The 23,932-nt window shown below is 66.8% G+C and carries 20 protein-coding genes; 12 read left to right on the top strand and 8 right to left on the bottom strand.

Translation table 11 applies throughout. The features are described 5' to 3' along the window. Positions 1 to 18 precede the first annotated feature (18 nt). Together IB243_RS01185 and IB243_RS01180 are read right to left on the bottom strand one after the other, a co-directional pair. The gene (locus IB243_RS01185) at positions 19 to 2,544 is read right to left on the bottom strand and encodes a penicillin acylase family protein (RefSeq protein WP_192424436.1); all 2,526 of its coding nucleotides are present in this window, start codon (positions 2,542 to 2,544) and stop codon (positions 19 to 21) included. A 118-nt stretch (positions 2,545 to 2,662) separates the two neighbouring features. Next, positions 2,663 to 3,592 carry an adenylate/guanylate cyclase domain-containing protein gene (locus tag IB243_RS01180; protein WP_225584654.1) on the bottom strand — a complete coding sequence of 310 codons (930 nt, stop codon included), beginning with the start codon at positions 3,590 to 3,592 and terminating at the stop codon, positions 2,663 to 2,665. A 331-nt stretch (positions 3,593 to 3,923) separates the two neighbouring features. Here IB243_RS01180 and IB243_RS01175 point away from each other — a divergent pair, with 331 nt between their 5' ends. Beyond that, entirely contained in the window at positions 3,924 to 4,277 is a 354-nt protein-coding gene (locus IB243_RS01175) for a hypothetical protein (RefSeq protein WP_192424434.1), read from the top strand. 65 nt (positions 4,278 to 4,342) lie between these two features. On the opposite strand, the gene IB243_RS01170 is transcribed toward IB243_RS01175, so the two are convergent. From IB243_RS01170 to IB243_RS01150, 5 genes are all read right to left on the bottom strand, one after another. Beyond that, complete coding sequence (locus IB243_RS01170) at positions 4,343 to 5,326, bottom strand: LD-carboxypeptidase (protein WP_192424432.1); 984 nt, start codon at positions 5,324 to 5,326, stop codon at positions 4,343 to 4,345. Positions 5,327 to 5,404: 78 nt separating this feature from the next. After that, a complete protein-coding gene (tadA, locus tag IB243_RS01165; protein ID WP_192424430.1) occupies positions 5,405 to 6,796 on the bottom strand; it encodes a tRNA adenosine(34) deaminase TadA in 1,392 nt (463 codons plus the stop codon). Positions 6,797 to 6,854: 58 nt separating this feature from the next. After that, entirely contained in the window at positions 6,855 to 7,103 is a 249-nt protein-coding gene (locus IB243_RS01160) for a hypothetical protein (protein WP_192424428.1), read from the bottom strand. A gap of 134 nt (positions 7,104 to 7,237) precedes the next feature. Then, on the bottom strand, positions 7,238 to 8,368 hold the full coding sequence (locus tag IB243_RS01155; RefSeq protein ID WP_192425313.1) for a branched-chain amino acid ABC transporter substrate-binding protein: 1,131 nt from the start codon (positions 8,366 to 8,368) through the stop codon (positions 7,238 to 7,240). 244 nt (positions 8,369 to 8,612) lie between these two features. Further along, positions 8,613 to 9,287, bottom strand: a complete 675-nt coding sequence (locus tag IB243_RS01150) for a hypothetical protein (protein ID WP_010461202.1) — start codon at positions 9,285 to 9,287, stop codon at positions 8,613 to 8,615. 219 nt (positions 9,288 to 9,506) lie between these two features. On the opposite strand from IB243_RS01150, the gene IB243_RS01145 reads away from it, so the two are divergent. Together IB243_RS01145 and IB243_RS01140 are read left to right on the top strand one after the other, a co-directional pair. Then, a complete protein-coding gene (locus IB243_RS01145) occupies positions 9,507 to 11,510 on the top strand; it encodes a U32 family peptidase (RefSeq protein ID WP_192424426.1) in 2,004 nt (667 codons plus the stop codon). 34 nt (positions 11,511 to 11,544) lie between these two features. Further along, positions 11,545 to 14,217, top strand: a complete 2,673-nt coding sequence (locus tag IB243_RS01140) for a cation-translocating P-type ATPase (protein WP_192424424.1) — start codon at positions 11,545 to 11,547, stop codon at positions 14,215 to 14,217. A gap of 52 nt (positions 14,218 to 14,269) precedes the next feature. Here the strand turns inward: IB243_RS01140 and cobA are convergent, their stop codons facing one another. Next, positions 14,270 to 15,103 (bottom strand): uroporphyrinogen-III C-methyltransferase, encoded by an 834-nt coding sequence (gene cobA, locus IB243_RS01135; RefSeq protein WP_192425311.1) that lies wholly within the window; start codon positions 15,101 to 15,103, stop codon positions 14,270 to 14,272. 205 nt (positions 15,104 to 15,308) lie between these two features. Between cobA and IB243_RS01130 the strand changes: the two genes are divergently transcribed. The 9 genes from IB243_RS01130 to IB243_RS01090 all read left to right on the top strand — a co-directional run bounded on the left by IB243_RS01130 (position 15,309) and on the right by IB243_RS01090 (position 23,930). Beyond that, a complete protein-coding gene (locus IB243_RS01130; RefSeq protein WP_370540288.1) occupies positions 15,309 to 17,033 on the top strand; it encodes a cytochrome D1 domain-containing protein in 1,725 nt (574 codons plus the stop codon). Positions 17,034 to 17,193: 160 nt separating this feature from the next. After that, positions 17,194 to 17,517: a c-type cytochrome gene (locus IB243_RS01125; protein ID WP_057223778.1), complete on the top strand. Its 324-nt coding sequence runs from the start codon at positions 17,194 to 17,196 to the stop codon at positions 17,515 to 17,517. 10 nt (positions 17,518 to 17,527) lie between these two features. Next, positions 17,528 to 17,878, top strand: coding sequence for a cytochrome c (locus tag IB243_RS01120; protein ID WP_192424422.1), 351 nt, complete (start codon positions 17,528 to 17,530; stop codon positions 17,876 to 17,878). Continuing rightward, positions 17,875 to 19,068: a cytochrome D1 domain-containing protein gene (locus IB243_RS01115; protein ID WP_192424420.1), complete on the top strand. Its 1,194-nt coding sequence runs from the start codon at positions 17,875 to 17,877 to the stop codon at positions 19,066 to 19,068. Before IB243_RS01120 ends, IB243_RS01115 begins: the two co-directional genes overlap by 4 nt. Position 19,069: 1 nt before the next feature. Then, positions 19,070 to 20,059, top strand: coding sequence for an Lrp/AsnC family transcriptional regulator (locus tag IB243_RS01110; RefSeq protein WP_192424418.1), 990 nt, complete (start codon positions 19,070 to 19,072; stop codon positions 20,057 to 20,059). Continuing rightward, entirely contained in the window at positions 20,052 to 20,531 is a 480-nt protein-coding gene (locus IB243_RS01105; RefSeq protein WP_192424416.1) for an Lrp/AsnC family transcriptional regulator, read from the top strand. Before IB243_RS01110 ends, IB243_RS01105 begins: the two co-directional genes overlap by 8 nt. Next, positions 20,521 to 21,018 (top strand): AsnC family transcriptional regulator, encoded by a 498-nt coding sequence (locus IB243_RS01100; RefSeq protein WP_192424414.1) that lies wholly within the window; start codon positions 20,521 to 20,523, stop codon positions 21,016 to 21,018. The genes IB243_RS01105 and IB243_RS01100 overlap by 11 nt, the downstream gene beginning before the upstream one ends. Next, the gene (gene nirJ / locus IB243_RS01095) at positions 21,005 to 22,243 is read left to right on the top strand and encodes a heme d1 biosynthesis radical SAM protein NirJ (protein ID WP_192424412.1); all 1,239 of its coding nucleotides are present in this window, start codon (positions 21,005 to 21,007) and stop codon (positions 22,241 to 22,243) included. Before IB243_RS01100 ends, nirJ begins: the two co-directional genes overlap by 14 nt. Beyond that, complete coding sequence (locus IB243_RS01090) at positions 22,236 to 23,930, top strand: nitrite reductase (protein WP_192424410.1); 1,695 nt, start codon at positions 22,236 to 22,238, stop codon at positions 23,928 to 23,930. The genes nirJ and IB243_RS01090 overlap by 8 nt, the downstream gene beginning before the upstream one ends. Positions 23,931 to 23,932 lie beyond the last annotated feature (2 nt).

Below are 23,932 nucleotides of genomic sequence, written 5' to 3'. Positions count from 1 at the left end.
GCTTCCTTGCAGACCGCGTCATTTCGCCGGGGTGGCGGTGGCTGGGGTCAGCGTCAGAGCGTGCACCCAGCGCGCAGGTTGGCGCTGCAGCACGCGATAGCCGGTCTCGGCCCAGGTGGTGCTCATGTCGCGGTAGCGCGGCGAGAACACCAGGCCGCTCTGGCCGGTTTGGTAAATGAAGCGTGACTGCTCCAGATCGGCCAGGTCGTACACCGCGCGCAGTGAAGCGGCGTGGCGGTTCACGTACGGGCCAGAGGCTTCGCCCGCGTTGTACTGGCCCACATTCACAGTGTACGCATCGCCGTGTGAAGGCACGCTGACGTCAAAGAAAGGCGCCAGCATCGGCACGTTGCCAAAGGGCCGGTGCGCGCTGAGCGCTGGGTGCGCCGCACCCCAGCGCCACTGGGCCGGGTCCGCGCCATAGGCAGTCTGCAGGCGGTCGAGCGCACGGCCCAGGGCGGCGGCCGATTGCTCGGCACACGTTGTGGGCTGGCACCACCAGGTGTCGTTGCGCTCCAGGATGCCTTCGATGGCCGCGCGGTAGTCGCGCTTGCCATACGTGGCGGTGAACCGGTCTTCGCCAATGCGCGGAATGATGAGGCCGCGTGCCAGCTCGTCCGTCCAGGCCACAAAGATCAGCGGTGCGGCTTGGCCAGCGTCCATCAGGCCGTCAAAGCCTTGCAGCTGCTTTTGTGCAGCGGCGGCCAGCGCGTGGGACGACGGGGCTTGCTGAAGGTGCGGCAGCAGGCGACGTGTGGCGAGTGAGGTCACATCGCGGTGGATGGCCTGCATGCTGGCGGCGTCGTGCTTCGGCGTGGCTTCGATGAGGCGCGCAATGCGCTCATAGCGGTAGGGCAAGGCCCAGTCCTGCGTGAGGAAGTGCGGGTAATCGGGGGCCGTCACGCGCTGGTTGGCGGTGGCGATCCATCCCTTCCTTCCGTCGTCCTGCGGGGTCTGGTCGTACGGTACCCAGCCCTTCCAGTCGTAGCGCGCATCCCAGCCCGGCGAAGGCGCCACGCCCCGGATGTCGTTGGCCGCATCGCGCAGCGGCACACGGCCTGCGGCCTTGAAGCGGATGTTGCCCTGGTCGTCCGCAGCCACCACGCTCTGCATGGGCGAGTGGTAGTGCGCCAGCCCCGCAAAGAGCTCATCCACGCTTTTGGACTGGTTGGTCTTGAAGCCCGCCAGCACGGTCTGGTTGTCATCGTCCAGCGCGCTCCAGCGCAGCGCCAGCACGTATTTGCCCAAATCCAGCACCTCGGCGTGCGACTTCTGCACGTCGCTCAGCACGGGGCCATGGCGCGTGCTGCGCAGCTGCAGCTGCACGTCGGCTTCGCCCTTGACGTGGATGGTTTCGTTGCGCACGTTGAACGGGGCCCAGCCGTCGGGCGTGCGGTATTGCGTGGCATCGGCGGGGTTGATCTGCTCCAGGTACAAATCCTGCACATCGGGGCCGGTGTTGGTAAAGCCCCAGGCGACCTTGTCGGTGCGGCCCAGTACCACAAAGGGCATGCCGGGCAAGGTGGCGCCCACAGCATCGATGGGGCCCATCGGTGTACCGTCAGACGCCTTGCCCGCAGGGGCCTGCAGGCTCGCAAAGTACCAGATGGCGGGGGCCGACAGGCCCAGGTGCGGGTCGTTGGCCAGCAGCGGCTTGCCGCTCACGGTGCGGGTGCCGGCAATGACCCAGTTGTTGCTGCCCTTGCCTTCATTGGTGCCTGCGTTGCGGGTGAGCTCGTCGGCCCAGGCCAGCATGCCCGCGCTGATCTGCCGGGACAGCGGACCTTCGCGGGTGGCTGGCGCAACAGCAGCCACTGCAGCACCGGCGGCAGATGCGCGATAAACCCCCAGCTGGCGATACAGCGCCGCCAGGTCTGCGGACGCAGCGGGCGGCTCCCCCGGATAGGGTGGCATCAGTTGCCACAGCCGGTCGGTGTCCAGCGTGCGTGCCACCGACAGGCGCGCGAACTCGGTACCCCAATTGCCCCCCAGGTCCAACGCCATCATCAGTGCCCAGCCCACGCTGTCCTCGGGCTCCCACACCGCTCCGGCGGCGCCACCGGGCTGGGCGCCCAGCACCAGAAACTCCGGCGGCAGGGCCTGGGGCCGTTTCTGGTGGAAGGCATGGATGCCCTTGCTGTAGGCCTGCAAGGCCTCTTGGGCATACAGCGGCAGACCGGCGTATTGCCGCCGGGCCACACCCATGATGTCCAGGCTGCGCATGAGCTTGTCGGTCTCGACGGTGGCGGGGCCAAACACTTCGGAAAGCTGGCCGTGCATAACCCGGCGGTTGAATTCCAGTTGCCAGGTGCGCTCCTGCGCATGCACGTAGCCCATTGCAAACCAGGCATCCTGCGGCGTCTGCGCCTGGATGTGGGTCACATCGGAACCGTCGCGCCGCACCTGCACCGGACCACCCAGCCCCACCATGGCCAGGGAGCCATCGAGTTGCGCAAAGCTGCGCTGCACATACACCGCCGCGCCCGCCCCCGCCAGCAGCGCCACTGCCACCAGCCCGAGGGCTGTCCGCTTCATCCATGCCATGTTTCTTGTCTCCTGCCGTTGGCCTTGTTGTTGATGTTGTGCACACGGGTCCATGGAGGCTTGGGGCCCGTGCCGCGGTCACACTGCTGTGCAGAAGGAGTGGCCGGCTCCGGGCTTTTCAGCTCAGGTGCACACTGCCGCCCGCCACATGGAAGCTCATGACCGGCGCACTGGGCTCGTTGAACGAGACGCCCAGCGCAATGTGCCCTGTGCCATGCAGGATGCAGGCATCGCGCCGAAGGCGCACTGGCGAGTCGCTGCCCTCGAACCGCACCCAGGTTCCAAAGCTGCTCATGTCGGTCAGCACGAATCCGCTGTTGCGCCAGTCGATGCGCGCATGCAGGCGCGACACGCGTGGGTCGTTGATGCACAGCTGGGCGTGCTGGGCCCGCCCCACCATGACCGGTGCGTCCGATGAGGTGAAGGTGCAGTCCACCCCATGCCAGGAGAACTGGATCTGCCCCAGGATGGAGTCTGCCGGTGCAAAGCTGCTGACCAGTGCCGCCTGCATGGTGAGGGAATCGGGCGCTTCGTCCTCACGCCATTCGACGTGGTAGAGCATCAGCAGTTCGGCCTTGCCACGAATGTCCATCATGCCGAGCTTGCGGTACCAGACGTCCGCCGCAGTGCCAGCGAGCAGCACGGTGGTTTCGGTGGCCCAGATTTCGGCGGGCCCGGCCCGTTCGCACAAACGGGAGGCGACGTTGACCGCATCGCCATAACAATCGCCGTCCACATCCACCACTTCGCCGCTGGCCACGCCCACGCGCACGTCCATGCGCAAGGGCTGGGGCCAGCGGTCCTGCCGAGCCTTGTGCTGGCGCAGCATGGCCGCCATGGCAGACACCGCGCTGGAGGCATCGCCAAAAACGCCCAGCACCCCGTCCCCGAGCTTCTTGACCACCCGGCCGCCATGTGCCTCGACGGTCTCGCCAATCCACTGCGTGACCTGCGTCACCGCCTCGGTGGCACGCTCGTTGCCCAGCGCTTCATACAAGGCCGTGCTGCCCGAAATGTCCGCAAAGACCATCGTCGACAACACACTCATGAACGCGGGCCCGTTGGTAACATCATGTGAATCAGTTTAGTGCAAGCGCCTTGGCTGCGCACTCTTCAAAGCGTCAAGAATCGTTGCCACCGCCCGGCGAGGCTTCAATGGTGCGATGCGCGCGCCCCTCACTACCCGACCAAGGGCCTGTCAGCGTCCCTCTGGGGCGGGTCCGCCCACGCTCTCGAAAAACCCACCAACACGTAAAATTTCGCAACAAACAGAGGTGACCTGTTGTCTTTATGCAAAAACAGGAGCACGCCCCTTGCGCTGCGCATCGCTCCCGCTTACTTTGGCCGACCCTGTTACAAAAAACACATTGCCTTCCTCCATGCGCTGGAACAAGCCCAATCTTCGCAACAACCTTCACGACCTGCTGGGCCGTGACAAGCCGTCGTCCACGGCATGGGTGCGCGATCAGGGTTTGGAGAATGTTCGGCGGGCCATGCTGCAAAGCCTGGCTGGCCTGACCGGTTGCGAGGTGGCGCGCATGAACATGCGGCTGCGTTATGCCGGCGACATCGAGGCGCTGTGGTACCTGCGCACCGACCTTTTCAGCACACTGGTGCCGCTGCAGGGTGAGCACGGTGCCCGGGGCGTGATCGATCAGGTCACCCAGCTGTTCCAGGGCCAGCTCCCACGCGCACTGCGCCCGGCGCAGGCCGCCCCTCACACCCCCTCCTGACGCGCACCACGCGCGCGTGGCGAACCGCCGTCGTGGCGGTGTCAGTGGGTGAAGGCCTCACCGCGTCAGTGCTGGTGCCCCCAGTAGATCAGCGCATCGCGCTCTTCCACCGACAGCGACACCGTCGCGCCCACGGGCAACAGCACCTTCGTTTCAACATGCCCGAACGGCAGGTTGGTCAGCACCGGCGCCTTGATCTGGGTACGCAGCCAGTCCACCACCGACTGCAGCTTGTAGCCCTTGTCATGCGGTGCCAGCTTGAAGTTGGTGAATTGCCCCAGCACGATGGCTTTCTGCTGGGCCAGAACGCCCGCATGCAGCAGCTGGGTCAGCATGCGCTCGATGCGGTAAGGGTGCTCGTGCACGTCTTCCATGAACAGCACGCCGCCCTTGATCTGCGGCAGGTACGGCGTGCCCACCAGCGATGCCAGCACCGCCAGGTTGCCACCCCACAGCGTGGCGCTTTTCACATACACATTGGGCACGGCCGGCTTACCCGAGGCCGCGTTGGGCTGCTCCTTGTTCATGCGCCAGCCCGTGCCTTCGCCGTGGCCAGTCAACAGGTCGTCAAAGCAAGCCTCCATGATGTCATCAGGCTCACCCTCCACCCCAAAATCGGCCCCCAGCGATGGCCCCGCCCAGGTGGTGGCACCCGTTTTGGCCAACATGGCGAGCTGAAAGGCGGTGAAGTCGCTCACGCCCACAAAGTGCATGCCCTTTTCGATGGCCTTGGCCACCACCTTGTAGCGGATGCCCGGCAGGATGCGCGACAGGCCGTAGCCTCCCCGCGAGATCAGCGCCACATCGGCGCCGCTGGCCGCAGCACGGTGAATGGCGGCAAGGCGGGTGGCGTCGTCGCCCGCAAAGCGGGTGTGGGTGGCCAGTGCATCCTCATCCACCTCCACCTCGTGGCCCAGGGCCTTGAGCCGGGCAATGCCGCGCTTGAAGGCCGCCTTGTCGCGCACGGCGCTGGAAGGCGAATAGATATAGATGTGTTTGGGACCGTGGTCGTGGTCGCACTGGGAATGGTCGTGATGGTGGTCGTGCAAAGCGCTCAGGCCCACCGGGGGCCTGCTCCGTAAACAGGGGGATGACCGACGCTGGATGCGCAAGCACCAGGCCGGATGTCAGTGCGCGAAGTATTCCACAGCCTGCGTGGCGATCGCCTCGCCATGCTCCTGCACAAAGTGGCCGGCGCGGGGCAGTACGACAGGCTCGGGGCAGCCGTGGATGCACTGCTGCAGCGCGCGCATGGTCGGCGGGCCTAGCACCGGGTCTTGCGCGCCCACCACCATCAGGCTGCGGCCCTGCCAGTGGTGCTGCCAGAAATCGCGGGCCGCGCGCGATAGGGCGGCGCCAGGGTCATCGACGGCGGCGGGCACGCGTTCGGGAAAGGCCCGCAGCGCAGCGCGGTAGCCTTTGTCCGGGAACGGCGCATCGTAGGCCGCGCACTCCTCGGGCGTCAGATGCGGGTTGCCACGCGCCAGCAGGCGCCCTACCCCATACAGCGGCTTGTCGCGGCACATCGCACGCCAGTCGACAAACCCGGCTGGCAGTGGCGCGTCGCCCGTGGCCAGCAGGGTGTTCATGACCAGCAGGCCGTCAAAACGATCTGGCATGACCATGGGCAGCGTCAGCCCCAGGATGCCGCCCCAGTCTTGCACCACCAGCACCACCTTACGCAGGTCCAGCCGCTCGATCAGTTCCAGCAGGATCTGCCGGTGCCACTCGAATTGGTGCAAGCCCTCCTTCTTGGGCTTGTCGCTTTTGCCAAAGCCGATCAGGTCGGGCGCCACCACGCGGTCGCCCGCAGCCAGAAAGGTGGGTAGCATGCGCCGGTACAGGTAGCTCCAGGCCGGGTTGCCATGCAGGCACAGCCAGGTGCGGGGGGCATCGGCAGGGCCTTCGTCCAGGGTGTGCAAACGCAGGCCCGCCAGGCTGGGCAGGTCGCTGACGTAGTGGGCGGCCCAGGGGTAGCCGGGCAAGCCGGCAAACGCCGCATCGGGCGTGCGCAGCGCGTCGTCGCGCAACGGATGGCGGGCCAGGGCCTCGGTGCGCTGTTGATGGCGGCGGTGGCGGAAAAAGCCGCTGAGCAGACCACCGCATTCTTCGGCCAGCACCCCGCTCTGCACCTGGGTCTGGTGGTTCAGCTCGGCGTGGCCAAACAGGTTGAGCACCGAGCCCGCCGCGCCCGTCTTGGGGTCTGCTGCGCCATACACCACCCGTGCCAGCCGCGCATGCAGCATGGCGCCGCTGCACATGGCACAGGGTTCCAGCGTGACGTAGAGGCTGCAGCCGTCGAGCCGGTAGTTACCCAACCGCTGCGCCGCCGCGCGCAGGGCCACGATCTCGGCATGGGCCGTGGGGTCGTGGCCTTCCACGGGGGCGTTGCGGCCCGTCGCAATGACCTGGCCGTCCTTGACCACGATAGCGCCCACGGGCACCTCACCGGCGCTTGCGGCGTCTTGCGCCTCGGCCAGGGCCAGGCGCATCCAGTGCGAATCTTGGTCAAGGGGCATTGCTACTCAAATAATAGCTATCAGCGCTTGGTAGATAAGCGCTGGCGGTCAATTTTTCTCATTTTTCTTCGTCTGGCATGGGCCGGGCCTGCTGCATCAGGCCTTCTACTTGTTGCTTGACCTGCTGCTGGATCTGCTGGCTCTGGTCACGCACGGTGTCCGAGCTCGCGCCCACAGGCGCCGAGGCGGGAGTGGTGGTCTGCAGTGTTGGCACGGGCTTACGCATCGCAGACATCTGCTTTTTGACCACCACGCCCACCACGGCCAGCGCCACCACCAACCCCACCAACCCAAACACTGCGCGCATGTTTTCACTCCTTTGCCGGGCACGGCCTGCCCGTTTGCTACGCGCCTGACTGTAAAGGCAAATCCAAGACGCAAAAACGGCCGCTCGAGGCGGCCGTCCAGCACAGCGCGAACGCTGCCGGTCTGATTTCAGCTTCAGTTCAGCGCCACGCGGCTGCCGTCCTTGAAGGTGTACAAGGTCACGGCGGGCGTGGTCAGCTCACCCTTGGCCGTGAACGCGATGTTCGCCGTCACGCCCTTGTATTCGGTCTTGGCGATGAAGGGCGCAAATACCTTGGGGTCCACCGAGTTGGCGCGCTTCATGGCGTCGGCCAGCACCATGGCAGCGTCGTAGGCATAGGGGCTGTAGATCTGGAACTGGCCGGGGAACTTGGCGCCGTAGCGCTTCTTCCAGTCGGCGCCGCCCTGCATCTTGTCGACCGAAGCACCACCCGTGGCACAGGTCACATTCTTCAGCGCGGGGGTCTTGCCCGACAGCTCGGGCAGCTTCTCGGTGCACAGCGCGTCGCCGCCAAAGAACTTCACGTTGCCCAGGCCGAGCTGCTCCATCTGGCGCAGCATGGGGCCCGCTTGCGCATCCAGGCCGCCGTAGAAGATCGCGTCAGGCTTCTTGTTCTTGATGGCCGTGAGGATGGCCATGAAGTCGGTGGCCTTGTCGTTGGTGAACTCCTCGCCCACCACCTTGAGCCCCTTTTGCAGCGCCGTGGCCTTGAAGACCGAGGCCACGCCCTGGCCATAGGCCGTGCGGTCATCAATGATGGCCACACTCTTGAGCTTCTGATGGTCGGCACCAAACAGTGCCAGCGCCGCACCCAGCGCGTTGTCGTTGGCGATCAGGCGGAAGGTGGTCTTGTGGCCGGGCTTGGTCAGGTCGGGGTTGGAGGCCGATGCGGTGATGTGCGGCAGGTCGCACTTGGCATAGATGCTGGACGCCGGGATGGACGTTCCCGACTGCAGGTGACCCACCACACCCGCCACCTTCTGGTCGCACAGCTTCTGGGCCACGGCGGTGGCCTGGCGCGGGTCTCCGGCGTCGTCTTCGGCCGCAATTTCAAACTTGATCTTCTTGCCGCCGATTACGAGGTTCTGGGCATTGAGGTCGTCAATCGCCAGGCGCACGCCGTTTTCGGTGTCCTTGCCGATGTGGGCAATACCGCCCGACACGGGGCCGGCGTGGGCGATCTTGACAGTCTGCACGTCCTGGGCGTTCGCAGCGGTAGCGGCGGCCGCACACACACCCAGTGCAGCCAGCTGCACGAGGGACACAGGGAAAGAAAGCAAAGGCTGGCGGGTGAAAGCACGAAACACGGTGAGAGTCTCCAAAAGGTAGGGGCAGAACTTTTGCGCACCATTTTGGGGCGCAAAGCCCCGCATCCTAGCCAGCATCGGCCCCATTCACCGAAAATTGATATGCAGACTTAGCAATTTGGTAGGCCATTAAAACGGCTAATGGCGTGGGTTGATTCACCGGATTTACTGCTTGGCAAGCACCGCAATCTCTGCCACGCGCTCAGCCATTTATCAGCCGCAGCTTGAAGTTGGCAAACGGCAGGATGGCGTTCGGCGCGTCGCGGGGCACACGTTCTTCCACACAGCCCGTGTCATTGGGGGTCACGAAATGCGGGCCAATACCTGCAATGGCCACCTTGTGCGACCCCGTCCAGCCCCAGCCCCACCCAGCCCCGGTCACCTCGCCTTCAAACAGAATGGGACCATCGGCAGCAATACCCTGGTGGATGGCGATGCACATCCGGTCGGCAAACCCACCTACCCGGTAGCCGGCCTGGATACGGAGCGTGAAGACGGGGTGCACCGCCGGGTTGAAGATCACCCCCGCCGTGTTGGTGACTGTCACCAGCCCCGGCATGGCCGTGCCGTTCCATCGTTCGGCCATCACAGTGCCATCTGCAAAGATGATGAAACCCCGGGCCTCGGACCACAGGTTCTGGCCGTGGCGGTAGATAGGCCCGCAGTGGGGGTTGTAGCTGCCCTGCCCACCTGTGCAATCCAGCGCAAACACCATGTGGTTGGCACCTTCGGAAAAGAACCACGAGCAGTCCACCGTGCAGACCAGATCGTTGTGCCGTGTGGGAGACAAGCTGAGCCGGGGTGGCAGGTAACAGAAGTCAAGGTCGTTGATCGCCAGGCTGAGCTGGGTGGGCTTCTTCACGCGGGAGGTGCTCATCAGAGTCCTTTCACTGGGTTTGACGGAGTGGCCGACGATGCCGGTGGTCTAGAAAAACATGTTTCACAGAGGCCATGGCATGGCGCCGAGGCTGGCGCGCTGCGCCCGTTGTACCAGACCCACGCAGCACAAAGCCTCGCCACATGGTTACCAAAAGCTGCAGCGCCCGATACCCGAGGGGCGCCCCACGGCATGGTGAAACTGAAATAATCACGCCCCATGTCCCTCCTGCCCCACCAGCTCGAACTGCTCTCCCCCGCGCGCGATGCCGACATTGGCATCGAAGCCATCAACCACGGCGCCGACGCCGTCTACATCGGCGGCCCCGCCTTCGGCGCACGCGCCAGCGCGGGCAACGACATCCGGGACATCGAACGCCTGGTGAAACACGCGCACCGCTTCAACAGCCGCATCTTCATCACGCTCAACACCATCCTGCGTGACGACGAGCTGGAGGCCGCGCGCCAGATGGCCTGGCAGGTGTACGAAGCCGGTGCCGACGCCCTCATCATCCAGGACATGGGCCTCTTGGAGATCGACCTGCCACCCATCCAGCTGCACGCCAGCACCCAGACCGACATCCGCACGCCCGAAAAAGCACGCTTCTTGCAGGACGCCGGCCTTTCGCAGATCGTGCTGGCGCGCGAGCTCACGGTGCAGCAGATCGCCGCCGTGCACAAGGCGCTGGGGCCGGTGGATGCGCCGGGCCGCGCCAACATCGAGTTCTTCATCCATGGGGCGCTGTGCGTGGCCTACAGCGGCCAATGCAACATCAGCCATGCGCAGACCGGCCGCAGCGCCAACCGGGGCGACTGCAGCCAGGCCTGCCGGCTGCCCTACCAGGTGACGGACGCGAAGGGCCGCTTCATCGCGCACGACAAGCATGTGCTCTCCATGAAGGACAACAACCAGAGCGACAACCTGCGCGCCCTCATCGATGCGGGCGTGCGCAGCTTCAAGATCGAAGGGCGCTACAAGGACATGGGCTACGTGAAGAACATCACCGCCCACTACCGCACGCTGATCGACGAGATCCTGCAAGAGCGTGAGAGTGCGGGCCGGCCGCTGTCGCGCTCGTCCAGTGGCGCCACCACCTTCACCTTCACGCCCGACCCGCTGCAGAACTTCAACCGCGAGTTCACCGACTACTTCGTGACCGGCCGCAAGGAAGACATCGGCGCGTTCGACACCCCCAAGAACCCCGGCCAGGCCATCGGCTGGGTGACCAAGGTGGGCCCCGACTTTGTGGAGCTGGAGGTGAGCGACCCCGCCACCGTGCTGCACAACGGCGACGGCCTGTGCTACTACGACCTGCACAAGGAGCTGGTGGGCATGGCCATCAACGTGGCCGAGCCCGTGTCCGCGCGCAGCGTGGGCCAGTGGCGCGTGTACCCCAAGGACCCGATGGACGGCTTCAAGGACCTGCGCAAGGGCACTGAGGTCAACCGCAACCGCGACATGGACTGGGTGCGCACGCTGGAGAAAAAGTCCAGCGACCGCCGCATCGGCCTGTGGGCGCACCTGAGCGAAACGCCCACCGGCTTTAGCCTGATGCTGACCGATGAAGACGGCAACGTGGGCTGCGCCGACGTGTTGCACGCCCACCAGAGCGCCACCGACGCCGCCAAGGCCGAAGCCAGCCTGCGCGAGCAACTGGGCCGCTTCGGCGCCACCATCTTTGCGGTGCACGACATTGCCCTGCAACTGACTGAGCCCTGGTTCGTGCCCGCCTCGGTGCTCAACGCGCTGCGCCGCGACGCGCTGGCCGACCTGGAAGCAAACCGCGCGCGCAACTTCGAGCGCCTGCAGCGCGCCACGCCCATCGAGCCGCCCGCGCCCTACCCCGAGGACACGCTCTCCTTCCTGGGCAATGTGTTCAACCACAAGGCACACGACTTCTATGTGCGCCACGGCGTCAAGGTGATCGACGCAGCCTACGAGGCACACGAGGAAGAAGGCGAAGTCAGCCTCATGATCACCAAGCACTGCGTGCGCTTCTCGATGAGCCTGTGCCCCAAGCAGGCCAAGGGCGTCACGGGTGTGCAGGGCACGATCAAGGCCGAACCCTTGATGTTGATCAATGGCAAGGAGAAGCTGACCTTGCGCTTTGACTGCAAGCCCTGTGAAATGCACGTGGTGGGCAAGATCAAGCGCCAGGTGCTGAACCAGGCCAATGAGATCCCCCTGACCTTCTACAAAGCCCGGCCGCAGAACGCGCACTGACGCACTGGCGTGCGGCCTCTGTCCAGATTGCCGCATGCCCCCTTCTCAAGCCCCTCACCTGCACACCGCCGAGGCCGTCGCCCAGGCACATGGCGTCAACCCCGATGCGGGCCTGCATGCCGACGAGGCCCAGCGCCGCAGCGCCACGCACGGCGCCAATGAGCTGGCAACCGGACAAAACCGTCCCTGGTGGCACCTGCTGGCCGACCAGTTCAAGGACTTCATGGTGCTGGTGCTGCTGGGCGCCGCCGTCATCTCGGGGCTGGTGGGCGAGGTCACCGACACCCTGGTCATCCTCGTCATCGTGGTGCTCAACGCGGTCATCGGCTTTGTGCAGGCCTGGCGCGCCGACCAGGCCATGGCGGCCCTGCGCCAGCTGGCAGCAGCTCATGCCACCGTGCTGCGCAGCGGAGCCGTGCAGGTGGTGCCTGCCACCGCACTGGTGCCCGGCGACATCGTGCTGCTGGAGGCCGGCAACCAGATCCCGGCCGACCTGCGGCTCATCGAGATTGCGCAATTGCAGGTGGATGAATCGGCCCTCACGGGCGAATCCGTCACGGTGGCCAAGCAGACGGAGGCCCTGGCCGCCGAGGACGTGGGCGCACTGGGCGACCGCACCAACATGGCCTTCAAGGGCACTACCGCCACCCATGGCCGGGCGCGGGGCCTGGTGGTGGCCACCGGCATGCACACCGAGCTGGGCAAGGTGGCCACGCTGCTCGACACCGGCGACCGCAGCACGCCGCTGCAACTGCGCCTGGCAGCCTTTGGCAAGCGGCTGGCGCTGGCGGTGCTGGGCATCTGCCTCGTGATCTTTGGGGTGGGTGTGCTGCGCGGCGAGGCGCCGCTGCTCATGGCCCTCACCGCCATCAGCCTGGCCGTGGCCGCCATCCCCGAGGCCCTGCCCGCCGTGGTCACCGTGCTGCTGGCCCTGGGCGCGCGCCGCATGGTGGCGGTGCATGCGCTGGTGCGACGCCTGCCATCGGTCGAAACCCTGGGCTCGGTCACCACCATCTGCTCGGACAAGACCGGCACCCTGACCCAAAACCGCATGCATGCCGAGCTGCTGCTGGCCCACGGTGTGCGCTGGGTGCCCGGCGACCCCCTGCCCGACCCGACGCACGCTGAGGCCCTGCGCGCCGCCGCGCTGTGCAACGACGCCACGCTCCAGGCACAGAACGAAGAGGGCCAGTCCGCCACCCACTGGCAGGGCGACCCCACCGAAACCGCGTTGGTGCTGGCCGCCCACGCAGGCGGGCTGGACAAGGCCCAGCTCGACACCACCTGGCCGCGCGTGCAGGAGCAGCCGTTTGACTCCGACCGCAAGCGCATGACGACTTTCCACCGCGCTGCCGATGGCTTTGTGGCCTATACCAAGGGCGCGCCGGAATCGCTCTTGCCCCGCTGCACCGCCCACTGGACGCCCGATGGCACTGCCGCACTCGACACCGCCAAGGTCCTCGCCACTGCCCAGCAACTCGCCGCCCAGGGCCTGCGGGTGCTGGCCCTCGCCCGCCGCAGCCACGCCCGCCTGCCGGACACCAACGACATCGACGCGGTAGAAAACCAGCTGGAGCTGCTGGGCCTGATCGCCCTCATCGACCCACCCCGCGCCGAGGCCCAGGCCGCAGTGCGCGACTGCATCAGCGCGGGCATCACCCCGGTGATGATCACGGGCGACCACCCCGCCACCGCGCGCGCCATCGCGCACCGCCTGGGCATTGTGCGCAGTGCGGATGCCCCTGTGCTCACCGGCGCGGACCTGGCCACGCTGGACGATGCCGCCCTGCGCGCCCGCGTGGAGCAGGTGCAGGTCTACGCCCGCGTGGACCCGGCGCAGAAGATCCGCATCGTCGAAGCGCTGCAGGCCCAGGGCCACTTCGTGGCCATGACGGGCGATGGCGTGAACGATGCCCCGGCGCTCAAGCGCGCCGACATCGGCGTGGCCATGGGCCAGGGCGGCACCGACGTGGCGCGCGAGGCATCGAGCCTGGTGCTGCTGGACGACAACTTCGCCACCATCGTCGCCGCCGTGCGCGAAGGCCGCCGCATCTACGACAACATCCGCAAGTTCGTGCGCTACGCGATGACGGGCAACTCGGGCGAGATCTGGACCATCTTCCTCGCGCCGTTGCTGCTCCTGCCCATTCCGCTGCTGCCCATCCACATCCTGTGGGTCAACCTGGTGACCGATGGCCTGCCGGGCCTGGCGCTGGCGGCCGAACCGGCCGAGCGCGGCATCATGCAGCGCCCGCCCCGCGCGCCGCGCGAGAGCCTGTTTTCCCACGGCATGTGGCAGCACATATTGGGCGTGGGCCTGCTCATTGGCGGGCTGTGCCTGGCGGTGCAGGCCTGGGCACTGCACACCGGCCACGCGCATTGGCAGACCATGGTATTTACAGTGCTCACGCTGGCGCAGATGGCGCATGTCATCGCCATCCGCTCCGAATCCGAACCCATCTGGCGCCTGGGCCTGCTCAGCAACCGCCCGCTGCTGGGTGCCGTGCTGCTCACCTTCGCGCTGCAGATGGCGACTATCTATGTGCCCTGGCTCAACCCCATCTTCCGCACCGAGCCTCTGAGCCTGGGCGAGTTGGCGCTGTGCATTGGCGCCGCGCTGGTGGTGCTGGTGGTCGTGGAGATTGAAAAGGCCTGGCGACGCCAGCGCCCGCAGTCAGCGGCCTCTGACGCCGCGCTGGACGCCTGAGAACCTGTTCAGTAGGCCTTGCACCGATGCTCTTTCACCACGGCGCCTTGGCTCAATGATGCGCTGAAGCCTGCGCCAGGCCCTGAACCAGCGCAGGCTGCAGCGCTACCACCTCGCCCACGATGATCAGTGCAGGTGCCTTTACGCCCTGGCTGGCCGCAAGGCTTTGCAACGAAGCAAGGGTGCCGGTGAGGCAGCGTTGATCCGGCAGGGACGCACGCTCGACGATGGCTGCGGGCGTGGTCGGCGGCAATCCGTGCGCGGCGAGTTGCGTGCAGATGGTGGGCAGCGTGGCCACCCCCATATAGAACACCACGGTCTGACGTGGGCGCGCCAGCAGGGGCCAGTCCAGCGCTGTGTCGTTGTCGCCGCGCAGGTGCCCGGTGGCCAGCACCAGGGTACCCGCATGGTCACGGTGCGTGAGCGGGATGCCTGCGCAAGCTCCCGCGGCCTGCGCGGCCGTAATGCCCGGCACCACATCGAAGGAAATGCCCGCGCGGGCCAGGCCCAGCGCTTCTTCGCCACCGCGGCCAAAGATGTAGCAGTCGCCACCCTTGAGGCGCACCAGGGCCCGGCCGCTGCGCGCCAGGCGGCACATCAGTTCGATGATGTCCTCCTGCGGCAGCGCGTGGCGCGACGACTCTTTGCCCACGTAGATGCACTCCGCGCCAGCGGGCACCAGGGCGAGCACGTCCTCACCCACCAGGTGGTCGTACAGCACCAGGCTCGCCGCGCGCAGCACGCGTGCGGCCTTCACCGTGAGCAGGTCGGGGTCGCCCGGGCCCGCACCCACCAGCGTCACATGGCCCGTAGGCACTGGGTTGTTGTTCTCTGCCCCGCCGCGTGCGGGTTTCTTCAGCCATTGGGGGTCATCCATGAAGCTCATGTGTACGGCTCGCTGGTGTTTTGTGGGTGCGGCCATGGTGGAACAGGCCGGATGCCGCGTCCTTGAACCAGTTCAAGGACAGCGCACGCTGACCGCAGGACCATTGCCTCACCCGCAAGCAACGTAGGGCAGCCGTGGTGCGGGTCGGAGGGCGCAGCAGCCGCATCCCCCGCCAACCATTCGCTGCCCATGACGCAGAGGACCGATGATGAAAGCAATCAAGACCGTCCAGCACCTGGCCCTGGCAGCCCTCGCTATGGCTGCGGCCACGGCGATGGCACAGGCAGGCAAGGGAGTCTCGCAACCCGAAATGAATTACCAGGCTGGCGGCTCCCCCCTGGTGAACGAGCCCATGCACCAGAGCACCAACCCCAAGGCGCCGCCGATGACGGCCGCAGAGTTCGAGAAGGCCCGCCAGACCTACTTTGAGCGCTGCGCGGGCTGCCACGGCGTGCTGCGCAAGGGAGCCACCGGCAAGCCACTGACCCCGGACCTCACCACGGCCAAGGGCACGGACTACCTCAAGGTGTTCATCTCGTATGGCTCGCCAGCGGGCATGCCCAACTGGCTGACTTCCGGCGAGATGAACGAGAAGGAAGTGGACCTGATGGCCCGCTACATTCAGCACGAGCCGCCAACCCCACCCGAGTTCGGCATGGCCGACATGAAAAAGACCTGGAGGGTCATCGTCGAACCCAAGGACCGGCCGAAGAAAAAGCTCAACAACTACAACATCGAGAACATCTTCTCGACCACGCTGCGCGACACCGGCGAAGTGGCGCTGATCGACGGCGACACCAAGCAGATCATCAACATCGTCAAGACCGGCTACGCCGTTCACATCTCGCGCACGTCGGCCTCGGGCCGCTACCTGTTCGTGATCGGCCGCGATGGCAAGATCAACATGATCGACCTATGGATGGAAAAGCCCGACAACGTCGCCGAAGTGCGCGTGGGCCTGGAAGCCCGCTCGGTGGATACCTCCAAGTTCAAGGGCTATGAGGACAAGCTGGCCATCGCGGGCAGCTACTGGCCGCCGCAGTTCACCATCATGGACGGCGACACGCTGGAGCCCAAGAAGATCGTGAGCACCCGGGGCATGGTGGTGGGCACGCAGGAATACCACCCTGAGCCACGCGTCGCCTCCATCGTGGCCTCGCACTTCAAGCCCGAGTTCGTGGTCAACGTGAAGGAGACCGGCAAGACGCTGATGGTGGACTATTCCAACATCGACGCGCTCAAGGTCACCGAGATCGGCTCCGCGCCCTTCCTGCACGATGGCGGCTGGGATTCAAGCAAACGCTACTTCATGGTGGCGGCCAACAACAGCAACAAGATCGCGGCCATCGATGCCAAGGAAGGCAAGCTGGCCGCCATCACGGACGTGGGCAAGATTCCCCACCCCGGCCGAGGCGCCAACCTGCTGCATCCGAAGTTCGGCCCAGTCTGGGCCACCGGCCATCTGGGCGACGAAACGATCTCGCTCATCGGCACAGACCCCAAAAAGCACAAGCAATACGCCTTCAAGGAAGTGGCCAAGCTCACCGGCCCGGGCGGCGGCGCGCTGTTCATCAAGAGCCACCCCAAGAGCACGCACCTGTACTCGGACGCACCACTGAACCCTGATCCCAAGATCTCGCAGTCCATCGTGGTCTACGACATCAAGAACCTCGACAAGGGCTTTGTGACCTTGCCGATCGCGGAGTGGGCGGACCTGAAGGATGACGGCGCCAAACGTGTTGTGCAGCCCGAGTTCAACAAGGCCGGCAATGAGGTGTGGTTTGCGGTGTGGAGCGCCAAGAACAAGGAAAGCGCGCTCGTGATCGTGGACGACAAGACGCTCAAGCTCAAGGCCGTGATCAAGGACCCGCGCCTGATCACGCCCACGGGCCACTTCAACGTCTACAACACCCAGCACGACATTTATTGACCCCCCTGAGTCGCCTGCGGCGCCTTCCCCCCAGGGGGACGCCGCCAGGGGCCTGGCGAAGCCAGTTCCCCGGCGACTGCGGGCCCCAGGCCGCGCGGATGCGCATGCCGGGGGCGATGCCAAGCGCCGAGGCAATTCATCCCCATAACAGGAGCAAACGATGAGACACCATCTGACCGGGCCTCTGGCCATTGCTGCAGCCCTGGCACTTTGCGCCGGTGCGGCCAGCGCAGCCTCGCCCGAGGAAGCCATGAACAAGGCCGGCTGCATGGCCTGCCATTCCAAGGACAAGAAGCTCGTCGGGCCGTCGTTCAAGGACATTGCGGCCAAGTACAAGGGCAAGGACGCGACCGCGCAGCTGGTTGACAAGGTGCGCAAGGGCGGCTCCGGCGTGTTCGGGCCGATTCCGATGTCGCCCAACGGGCCGGACAAGATCGGCGATGCCGACCTCAAGGCGGCCGTCGAGTTGATTCTCGGGACCTGAGCGCCACGCCATGCCACTGCGCGCCGCCGCCCTGACCACGCTGTGCGTCCTGGCCTGTGCCGGGGCCATGGCACAGGCCACTGGCACACCACCAGAGCGCCAGCGCGAGCTAGTGCGCATGGTGCGGCAGGACTGCGGCTCGTGCCACGGCATGCACCTTACCGGTGGGCTAGGCCCGCCGCTCACCACCGCGGCCCTGGCGGAAAAGCCTGTCCCGTCCATGGCTGCCACCATTTTTCACGGCCGCCCGGGCACCCCCATGCCGCCCTGGCGTGCTTTTGTCACCGAAGCCGAAGCCCTGTGGATCGCCGAGCAATTGGTGAGTGGCTTCCCTCCTTGGCCCCCGCGCCCCCAGCCATGAAACGACGCCCCCTCCTCCTGGGCCTGGCGGCCCTCCCACTGCTGACCAGCGGCTGCGCAACGCTGCAACAGCCCGCGCCCCCGCTCATGGGCACCGGCGACCTGGGCCTGGTCATCGAGCGCGCCACCGGCTCGGTGTTGCTGGTGAACACCACACACCGCTCCGTCCTGGCCCGCATCACCGGTCTGGGGGACCTTTCCCATGCCTCGCTCGTGTTCTCGCGCGATGGCCGCCACGCCTATGTGTTTGGCCGCGACGGCGCACTCTCGCGCATCGACCTGCTGACCCGGCGCATCACCGCGCGCGAGCAGCAGGCCGGCAACTCCATCGGCGGCGCCATCAGCGCCGACGGCACGCTGGTGGCCGCGCAGAACTACACGCCCGGCGGCGTGAAGGTGTTCGACGCCGAGACGCTGGCATTGCGGGCGGACATCCCCGCGCTCACTGCCAACGGCCAGCGCTCGCGCGTGGTGGGCCTGGCCGACCTGCCCGGCCAGCGCTTCATCTACAGCCTGTTCGACGCCGACGCGATCTGCATTGCCGACTGCACCGACGCCGCGCGGCCGCGCATGACGCGCATCGACGGCATTGGCCGCCAGCCGTATGACGCGCTGGTCACGCCCAACGGCCGCCACTACATTGCAGGCCTGTTTGGCGAAGACGGCCTGGCCCTGGTGGACACCTGGGCCGATCAGCCCGTCGCCCGGCGCATCCTGGGCGGCTATGGCCGCGGCCAGCAGCCTCTGCCCGTGTTCAAGATGCCCCACCTGCGCGGCTGGGCCGTAGCCGGGCGCCATGCCTATCTGCCCGCCATCGGTCGCCACGAGGTGTTGGTGGTGGATACCACCACGTGGGAAGAAGTCGGCCGCATCCCGGTAGCGGGCCAGCCCGTGTTCGTGATGGCGCGGCCCGATGGCCGCCAGGTATGGGTGAACTTCGCCGTGCCCGACTACCACCGTGTGCAGGTCATCGACACCCTGGTCCAGCGCGTGGCCGCCACGCTGCAGCCCGGCAAGGCCGTGATGCACATGGAGTTCACGCCACGCGGCGAGTCGGTGTGGATCAGCTGCCGCGACGACGACAAGGTGCAGGTGGTGGACACCGCCACGCTGGCCACCCAGGCATCGCTGGCCGCCCAGGCGCCCAGCGGCATATTTTTCACGGCGCGCGCCCAGCGCATGGGTTTTTAGCATGTGTGCACACACCAGCGACCTGCCGCTGCTCAACACCTGGCAACGCGATTTCCCGCTCTGCCTGGCACCGTTCGATGTGCTGGGGCACGCCCTGGGCCGCCCCGCCAACGCCGTGATCGCCCATTGCCGGCGCCTGCAGGACGCGGGGGTTCTGGGCCGCATAGGCGCCGTGTTTGCGCCGGGCGCAGGCGGCGCGGGCCTGCTGGCCGCCATGGCCGTGCCCCATGCGCGGCTGGAGGCCGTCGCGGCCCTGGTATCCAGCCACCCGGGCGTCAACCACAACTACGAACGCGAAAACCCGCTCAACCTGTGGTTTGTTGCTACCGCCACAGATCCGGCAGCCCTGGAGCAGGTGCTCTGCCGCATTGAACAGGGCACCGGGCTTCGCGTGCTGCGGCTGCCCATGGTGCGCCCCTACCGCATCGACCTGGGCTTCAACCTCTGCGCCACCACCGCCGCAGCGGGGGGCGGTACGCAGGCAGCCTCCACTCCCGTGCCCGCCCATGAAGCAGGACTGGCGGCATTGGCCGAGCAGGGCCTGCCGCTGGTCGAGCGGCCCTACGACGCCTGGGCGGAGCACCTGGGATGGAGCCCCGCCACCGTGCTGGAGACCCTGCACCGCTGGCTGGCACAAGGCATCTTGAGCCGCTTTGGCATGGTCGTGCGCCACCATGAGGTGGGCTACACCGCCAACGCGATGACGGTGTTTGATGTGGCCGACCAGCAGGTGGATGCCTGTGGTGCCCTGCTCGCCCGGCAACCCGGCATCACTCTTGCCTACCAGCGCGAGCGCTCGGAACACTGGCCCTACAACCTGTATTGCATGGTTCACGGGCAAGAGCGCACCGAGGTGCTGGCATTGATAGAGCAGGCCGCGCAGCAGGCCGGCATTGCACACCTGCGCCGCGAAACCCTGTTCTCCCTGCGGCGCTTCACCCAGCGCGGCCCGCGCCGGTTTGCAGCCCTCCAGGAGGCACCCCATGCCTAGGCCGGACCAGCTTCGCCTCGTGGACTACCTGCACGGCGGCTTTCCTGTGGTGGACCGCCCCTTCGCCGCCGTGGGCGCAGCCCTGGGCTGGAGCGAGGACCATGTCATCGAATGCCTGCGCCAGTTGCTGGCCAGCGGCGTGCTCACGCGCTTTGGCCCCCTGTTCCAGATCGAGCGCGCGGGCGGGCAGTTCATGCTGGCAGCGCTGGCCGTGCCCGAAGAGCGCTTTGACGAAGTCACGGCGCTGGTGAACGCGCTGCCCGAAGTGGCCCACAACTACCGGCGCGACCACCCGTCGCTCAACATGTGGTTCGTGCTGGCCGGGGAGTCTGCAGGCGCCGTGGCCGATGCTGCCCTCCGCATCGAGCACACGACCGGCCTGCCAGTGTTCCAGTTCCCCAAGGAGCACGAATACCGCGTCGAGCTGCGCCTGCCCCTCATCCCACCGAAAGGAGCCCGCCATGGCGCTTGATGCCTTCGACCGCGCCCTCGTCGCCGCCGTGCAGGGTGGCCTGCCGCTGGTGGCCCGCCCCTACGAGGCCGTGGGTGCCATGCTGGGCGTGAGCGGCGAACAGGTGCGAGAGCGCCTTGCCTCCATGCTGGACGAGGGCCTGGTGCGCCGCATCGGCGCCGTGCCCAACCACTACCGCCTGGGCTTTACCGCCAACGGCATGAGCGTGTGGGACGTGGACGACCGCCAGGTGGATGCACTGGCCACCCAGATCGCCCGGCTCAATGGCGTGAGCCACTGCTACCGCCGCACCCGCCACCTGCCCGACTGGCCCTACAACCTGTTCGCCATGCTGCACGGCCGCACGCGCGATGAGGTCGAGCGCCAGACCGACGTGGTGGCCGCGCTGCTGGGCCCCGCCTGCCGCACCCGCGACATCCTCTATTCCACGGCCATTCTCAAGAAGACGGGCCTGCGCCTGAAAGGAGCCCACGATGTTCAGGATTAGCCAATACATGCGCGAGCTGGCCGCCGCCGAGGCGGCGGGCGCCTACCCGGCCGTGCGCAGCCGCACGCAGAAAGGCCCGCAGGGGCCCGTCGTGATCTGGAACCTGATCCGCCGCTGCAACCTCACCTGCAAGCACTGCTACGCGCTGTCGGCCGACCACGACTACGCGGGTGAACTCTCGCGCGACGAGGTGTTCGGTGTGATGGACGACCTGCGCGCCTATGGCGTTCCCGTGCTCATCCTCTCGGGTGGCGAGCCGCTGATGCGCCCGGACCTGTTCGACATTGCCGCCCGCGCGCGGGACCTGGGGTTCTACACCGGCCTGTCCACCAACGGTACGCTGATCGACGCACCCATGGCCGACCGCATCGCCGCCCAGGGCTTTGACTACGTGGGCATCAGCCTCGACGGACTGCGCGACACCCATGACCGCTTCCGGCGCCTGCAGGGCGCGTTCGACCTGAGCCTGAACGCGCTGAAGCTGCTGCGCGAGCGGGGCGTGAAGGTGGGAATGCGCTTCACCATGACCGCGATGAATGCACACGATCTGCCCGCGCTGCTGGCCCTGATGCGCGCAGAGCAGGTCGACAAGTTCTATTTCTCGCACCTGAACTACGCCGGGCGCGGCAACATCCACCGGGGCAAGGACGCCCAGTTCCAGGCCACACGCGATGCGCTCACGCTGCTGTTCGACCGAGCCTGGCACGCAGCGCAAACAGGCCTGGCCGAGGAGTACGTGACCGGCAACAACGATGCCGATGGCCCCTTCCTGCTGCAATGGGCGCAAACGCACCTGCCGCGCTGGGCACCGCTGCTCGCGCAGCGCCTGGCTGCCTGGGGCGGCAACGCCAGCGGCCTGAACGTGGCCAACATCGACAACCTGGGCCAGGTGCACCCCGACACCATGTGGTGGCACCACACGCTGGGCAATGTGCGCGAGCGGCCCTTTTCGGCCATCTGGAGCGACACCTCCGACCCGCTGATGGCCGGGCTCAAGCAGCAACCGCGCCCCGTGCAGGGCCGCTGCGCGCAGTGCCGCTACCTGCCGCTGTGCGGCGGCAACACCCGGGTGCGCGCCCAACAGCTCACCGGCAACGCCTGGGCCGAGGACCCGGGCTGCTATCTGGAAGACGAAGAGCTCGGTGCAGTGGCCGCAGCAGGCAGCGCGCCGCACGGCCCGCGCCAACGCATCACCATTCCCATCCGGGAGCAAGCCCATGCCTGACATCCCTGTCCTTACACCGCACCGTTGGCGCGCGTGGCTGGCCGACGCCGCCCGTGCCACCCTGGTAGCTGGCCTTTTCTGGATGGGCTGGGACCTGGCCATGGCCCAGCAAAACAGCACCAGCACCAGCACGAGCGCCACCGCCAGCACCAGCCCCAGCGCGGCCAGTACCTTCGCCACGCATTGCGCCAGCTGCCACGGTGCGCAGCGCACCGGCGCCATGGGCCCGGCCCTGCTGCCCGAGAGCCTGGCCCGCCTGCCGACCGCAGAAGCCCTGCGGGTCATCACCAGCGGTCGCACGGCCACGCAGATGCCCGGTTTTTCCGGCACGCTCTCGCCTGCCGAAATCCAGGCGCTGGGCGCGTTCATCCGTACCCCCGTGGTGCCCGCGCCGCGCTGGACGGAGGCCGACATCCGCATGTCGCGCGAATTCCATCCCACACCGGCCGACGAGCCCGCTACGCCAACGTGGCAGGCGGACCCCATGAACCTCTTCGTGGTGGTGGAAGGTGGCGACCACCATGTGAGCCTGCTCGACGGCGATCGCCTGGAAGTCATCACCCGCTTTGCCAGCCGCTTTGCGCTGCACGGCGGCCCCAAATTCTCGCCGGACGGCCGCTACGTGTACTTCGGCTCGCGCGACGGCTGGATCACCAAGTACGACCTGTACCGCCTGCGCGTGGTGGCCGAAGTGCGTGCCGGGCTGAACATGCGCAACGTGGCGGTGAGCGGCGACGGCCGCTGGGTGATGGCCGCCAACTACCTGCCGCACACGCTGGCCCTGTTCGACAGCGACCTGCAGTTGGTGCGCACCTACGACGCGCGCACGCTGGACGGTAAAAGCAGCTCGCGCGTCTCGGCCGTGTACGACGCCGCGCCGCGCAAGAGCTTTGTCGTGGCGCTCAAGGACATCCCGGAGATCTGGGAGATTTCGTACGACCCAGAGGCCGCCCCCCTCCACGACGGCCTGGTGCACGACTACAAGATGGGCGAGGCCATTGCGAAGCCCGGCTACCTGGGCGTACGCCGCACGCCGCTGGATGAACCGCTGGACGACTTCTTCTTCGACCAGAGCTACCGCCACGTGCTGGGCGCCACGCGCCCCAAAGGGGATGCCCCGGCCAACACCCAGGACGGCAAGGCCAGCGCGGGTCCAGCCACCGCCCAGGTGGTGAACCTGGATATGCGCCGCAAGATCGCCGACCTGCCCATTGCCGGCATGCCGCACCTGGGCTCTGGCATCACCTTCGCCTGGCAGGGCACCACGGTGCTGGCCTCGCCCAACCTGCAGGGCGGCAGCATCGACGTGATCGACATGAAGACCTGGAAGCCCGTGGCCAGTATCCCCACACCGGGGCCGGGCTTCTTCATGCGCAGCCACGAGAACACGCCCTATGCCTGGACGGACTCGATGATGAGCGCCACCGCCAGGGACACCCTCACCATCATCGACAAGGCCACGCTGCAGCCCGTGGCCACGGTGCGCGAGCCCGGCAAGACCCTGGCGCACATCGAGTTCACGCGCGACGGCAGCCTGGCGCTGGCCAGCCTGTGGGAGATGCAAGGCGCCCTCATCGTGTACGACGCCGCCACGTTCAGGGAGGTCAAGCGCCTGCCCATGAGCAAGTCGGTGGGCAAGTACAACGTGTGGAACAAGATCACGCGTTCGGAAGGGACTTCGCATTGAGC

Origin of the sequence: Acidovorax sp. ACV01 (genome assembly GCF_014851495.1) — a bacterium.
GTDB lineage: Bacteria > Pseudomonadota > Gammaproteobacteria > Burkholderiales > Burkholderiaceae_C > Acidovorax > Acidovorax radicis.
This window is presented reverse-complemented; position numbering and strand designations above follow the sequence as displayed.

Bases quoted from the DNA above. Each gene is read 5' to 3' on its own strand.
- IB243_RS01185 (WP_192424436.1), bottom strand. From the start codon at position 2,544: ATGGCATGGATGAAGCGGACAGCCCTCGGGCTGGTGGCAGTGGCGCTG.
- IB243_RS01180 (WP_225584654.1), bottom strand. From the start codon at position 3,592: ATGAGTGTGTTGTCGACGATGGTCTTTGCGGACATTTCGGGCAGCACG.
- IB243_RS01175 (WP_192424434.1), top strand. From the start codon at position 3,924: ATGCGCTGGAACAAGCCCAATCTTCGCAACAACCTTCACGACCTGCTG.
- tadA (WP_192424430.1), bottom strand. From the start codon at position 6,796: ATGCCCCTTGACCAAGATTCGCACTGGATGCGCCTGGCCCTGGCCGAG.
- IB243_RS01160 (WP_192424428.1), bottom strand. From the start codon at position 7,103: ATGCGCGCAGTGTTTGGGTTGGTGGGGTTGGTGGTGGCGCTGGCCGTG.
- IB243_RS01150 (WP_010461202.1), bottom strand. From the start codon at position 9,287: ATGAGCACCTCCCGCGTGAAGAAGCCCACCCAGCTCAGCCTGGCGATC.
- IB243_RS01145 (WP_192424426.1), top strand. From the start codon at position 9,507: ATGTCCCTCCTGCCCCACCAGCTCGAACTGCTCTCCCCCGCGCGCGAT.
- IB243_RS01140 (WP_192424424.1), top strand. From the start codon at position 11,545: ATGCCCCCTTCTCAAGCCCCTCACCTGCACACCGCCGAGGCCGTCGCC.
- cobA (WP_192425311.1), bottom strand. From the start codon at position 15,103: ATGAGCTTCATGGATGACCCCCAATGGCTGAAGAAACCCGCACGCGGC.
- IB243_RS01130 (WP_370540288.1), top strand. From the start codon at position 15,309: ATGATGAAAGCAATCAAGACCGTCCAGCACCTGGCCCTGGCAGCCCTC.
- IB243_RS01125 (WP_057223778.1), top strand. From the start codon at position 17,194: ATGAGACACCATCTGACCGGGCCTCTGGCCATTGCTGCAGCCCTGGCA.
- IB243_RS01120 (WP_192424422.1), top strand. From the start codon at position 17,528: ATGCCACTGCGCGCCGCCGCCCTGACCACGCTGTGCGTCCTGGCCTGT.
- IB243_RS01115 (WP_192424420.1), top strand. From the start codon at position 17,875: ATGAAACGACGCCCCCTCCTCCTGGGCCTGGCGGCCCTCCCACTGCTG.
- IB243_RS01110 (WP_192424418.1), top strand. From the start codon at position 19,070: ATGTGTGCACACACCAGCGACCTGCCGCTGCTCAACACCTGGCAACGC.
- IB243_RS01105 (WP_192424416.1), top strand. From the start codon at position 20,052: ATGCCTAGGCCGGACCAGCTTCGCCTCGTGGACTACCTGCACGGCGGC.
- IB243_RS01100 (WP_192424414.1), top strand. From the start codon at position 20,521: ATGGCGCTTGATGCCTTCGACCGCGCCCTCGTCGCCGCCGTGCAGGGT.
- nirJ (WP_192424412.1), top strand. From the start codon at position 21,005: ATGTTCAGGATTAGCCAATACATGCGCGAGCTGGCCGCCGCCGAGGCG.
- IB243_RS01090 (WP_192424410.1), top strand. From the start codon at position 22,236: ATGCCTGACATCCCTGTCCTTACACCGCACCGTTGGCGCGCGTGGCTG.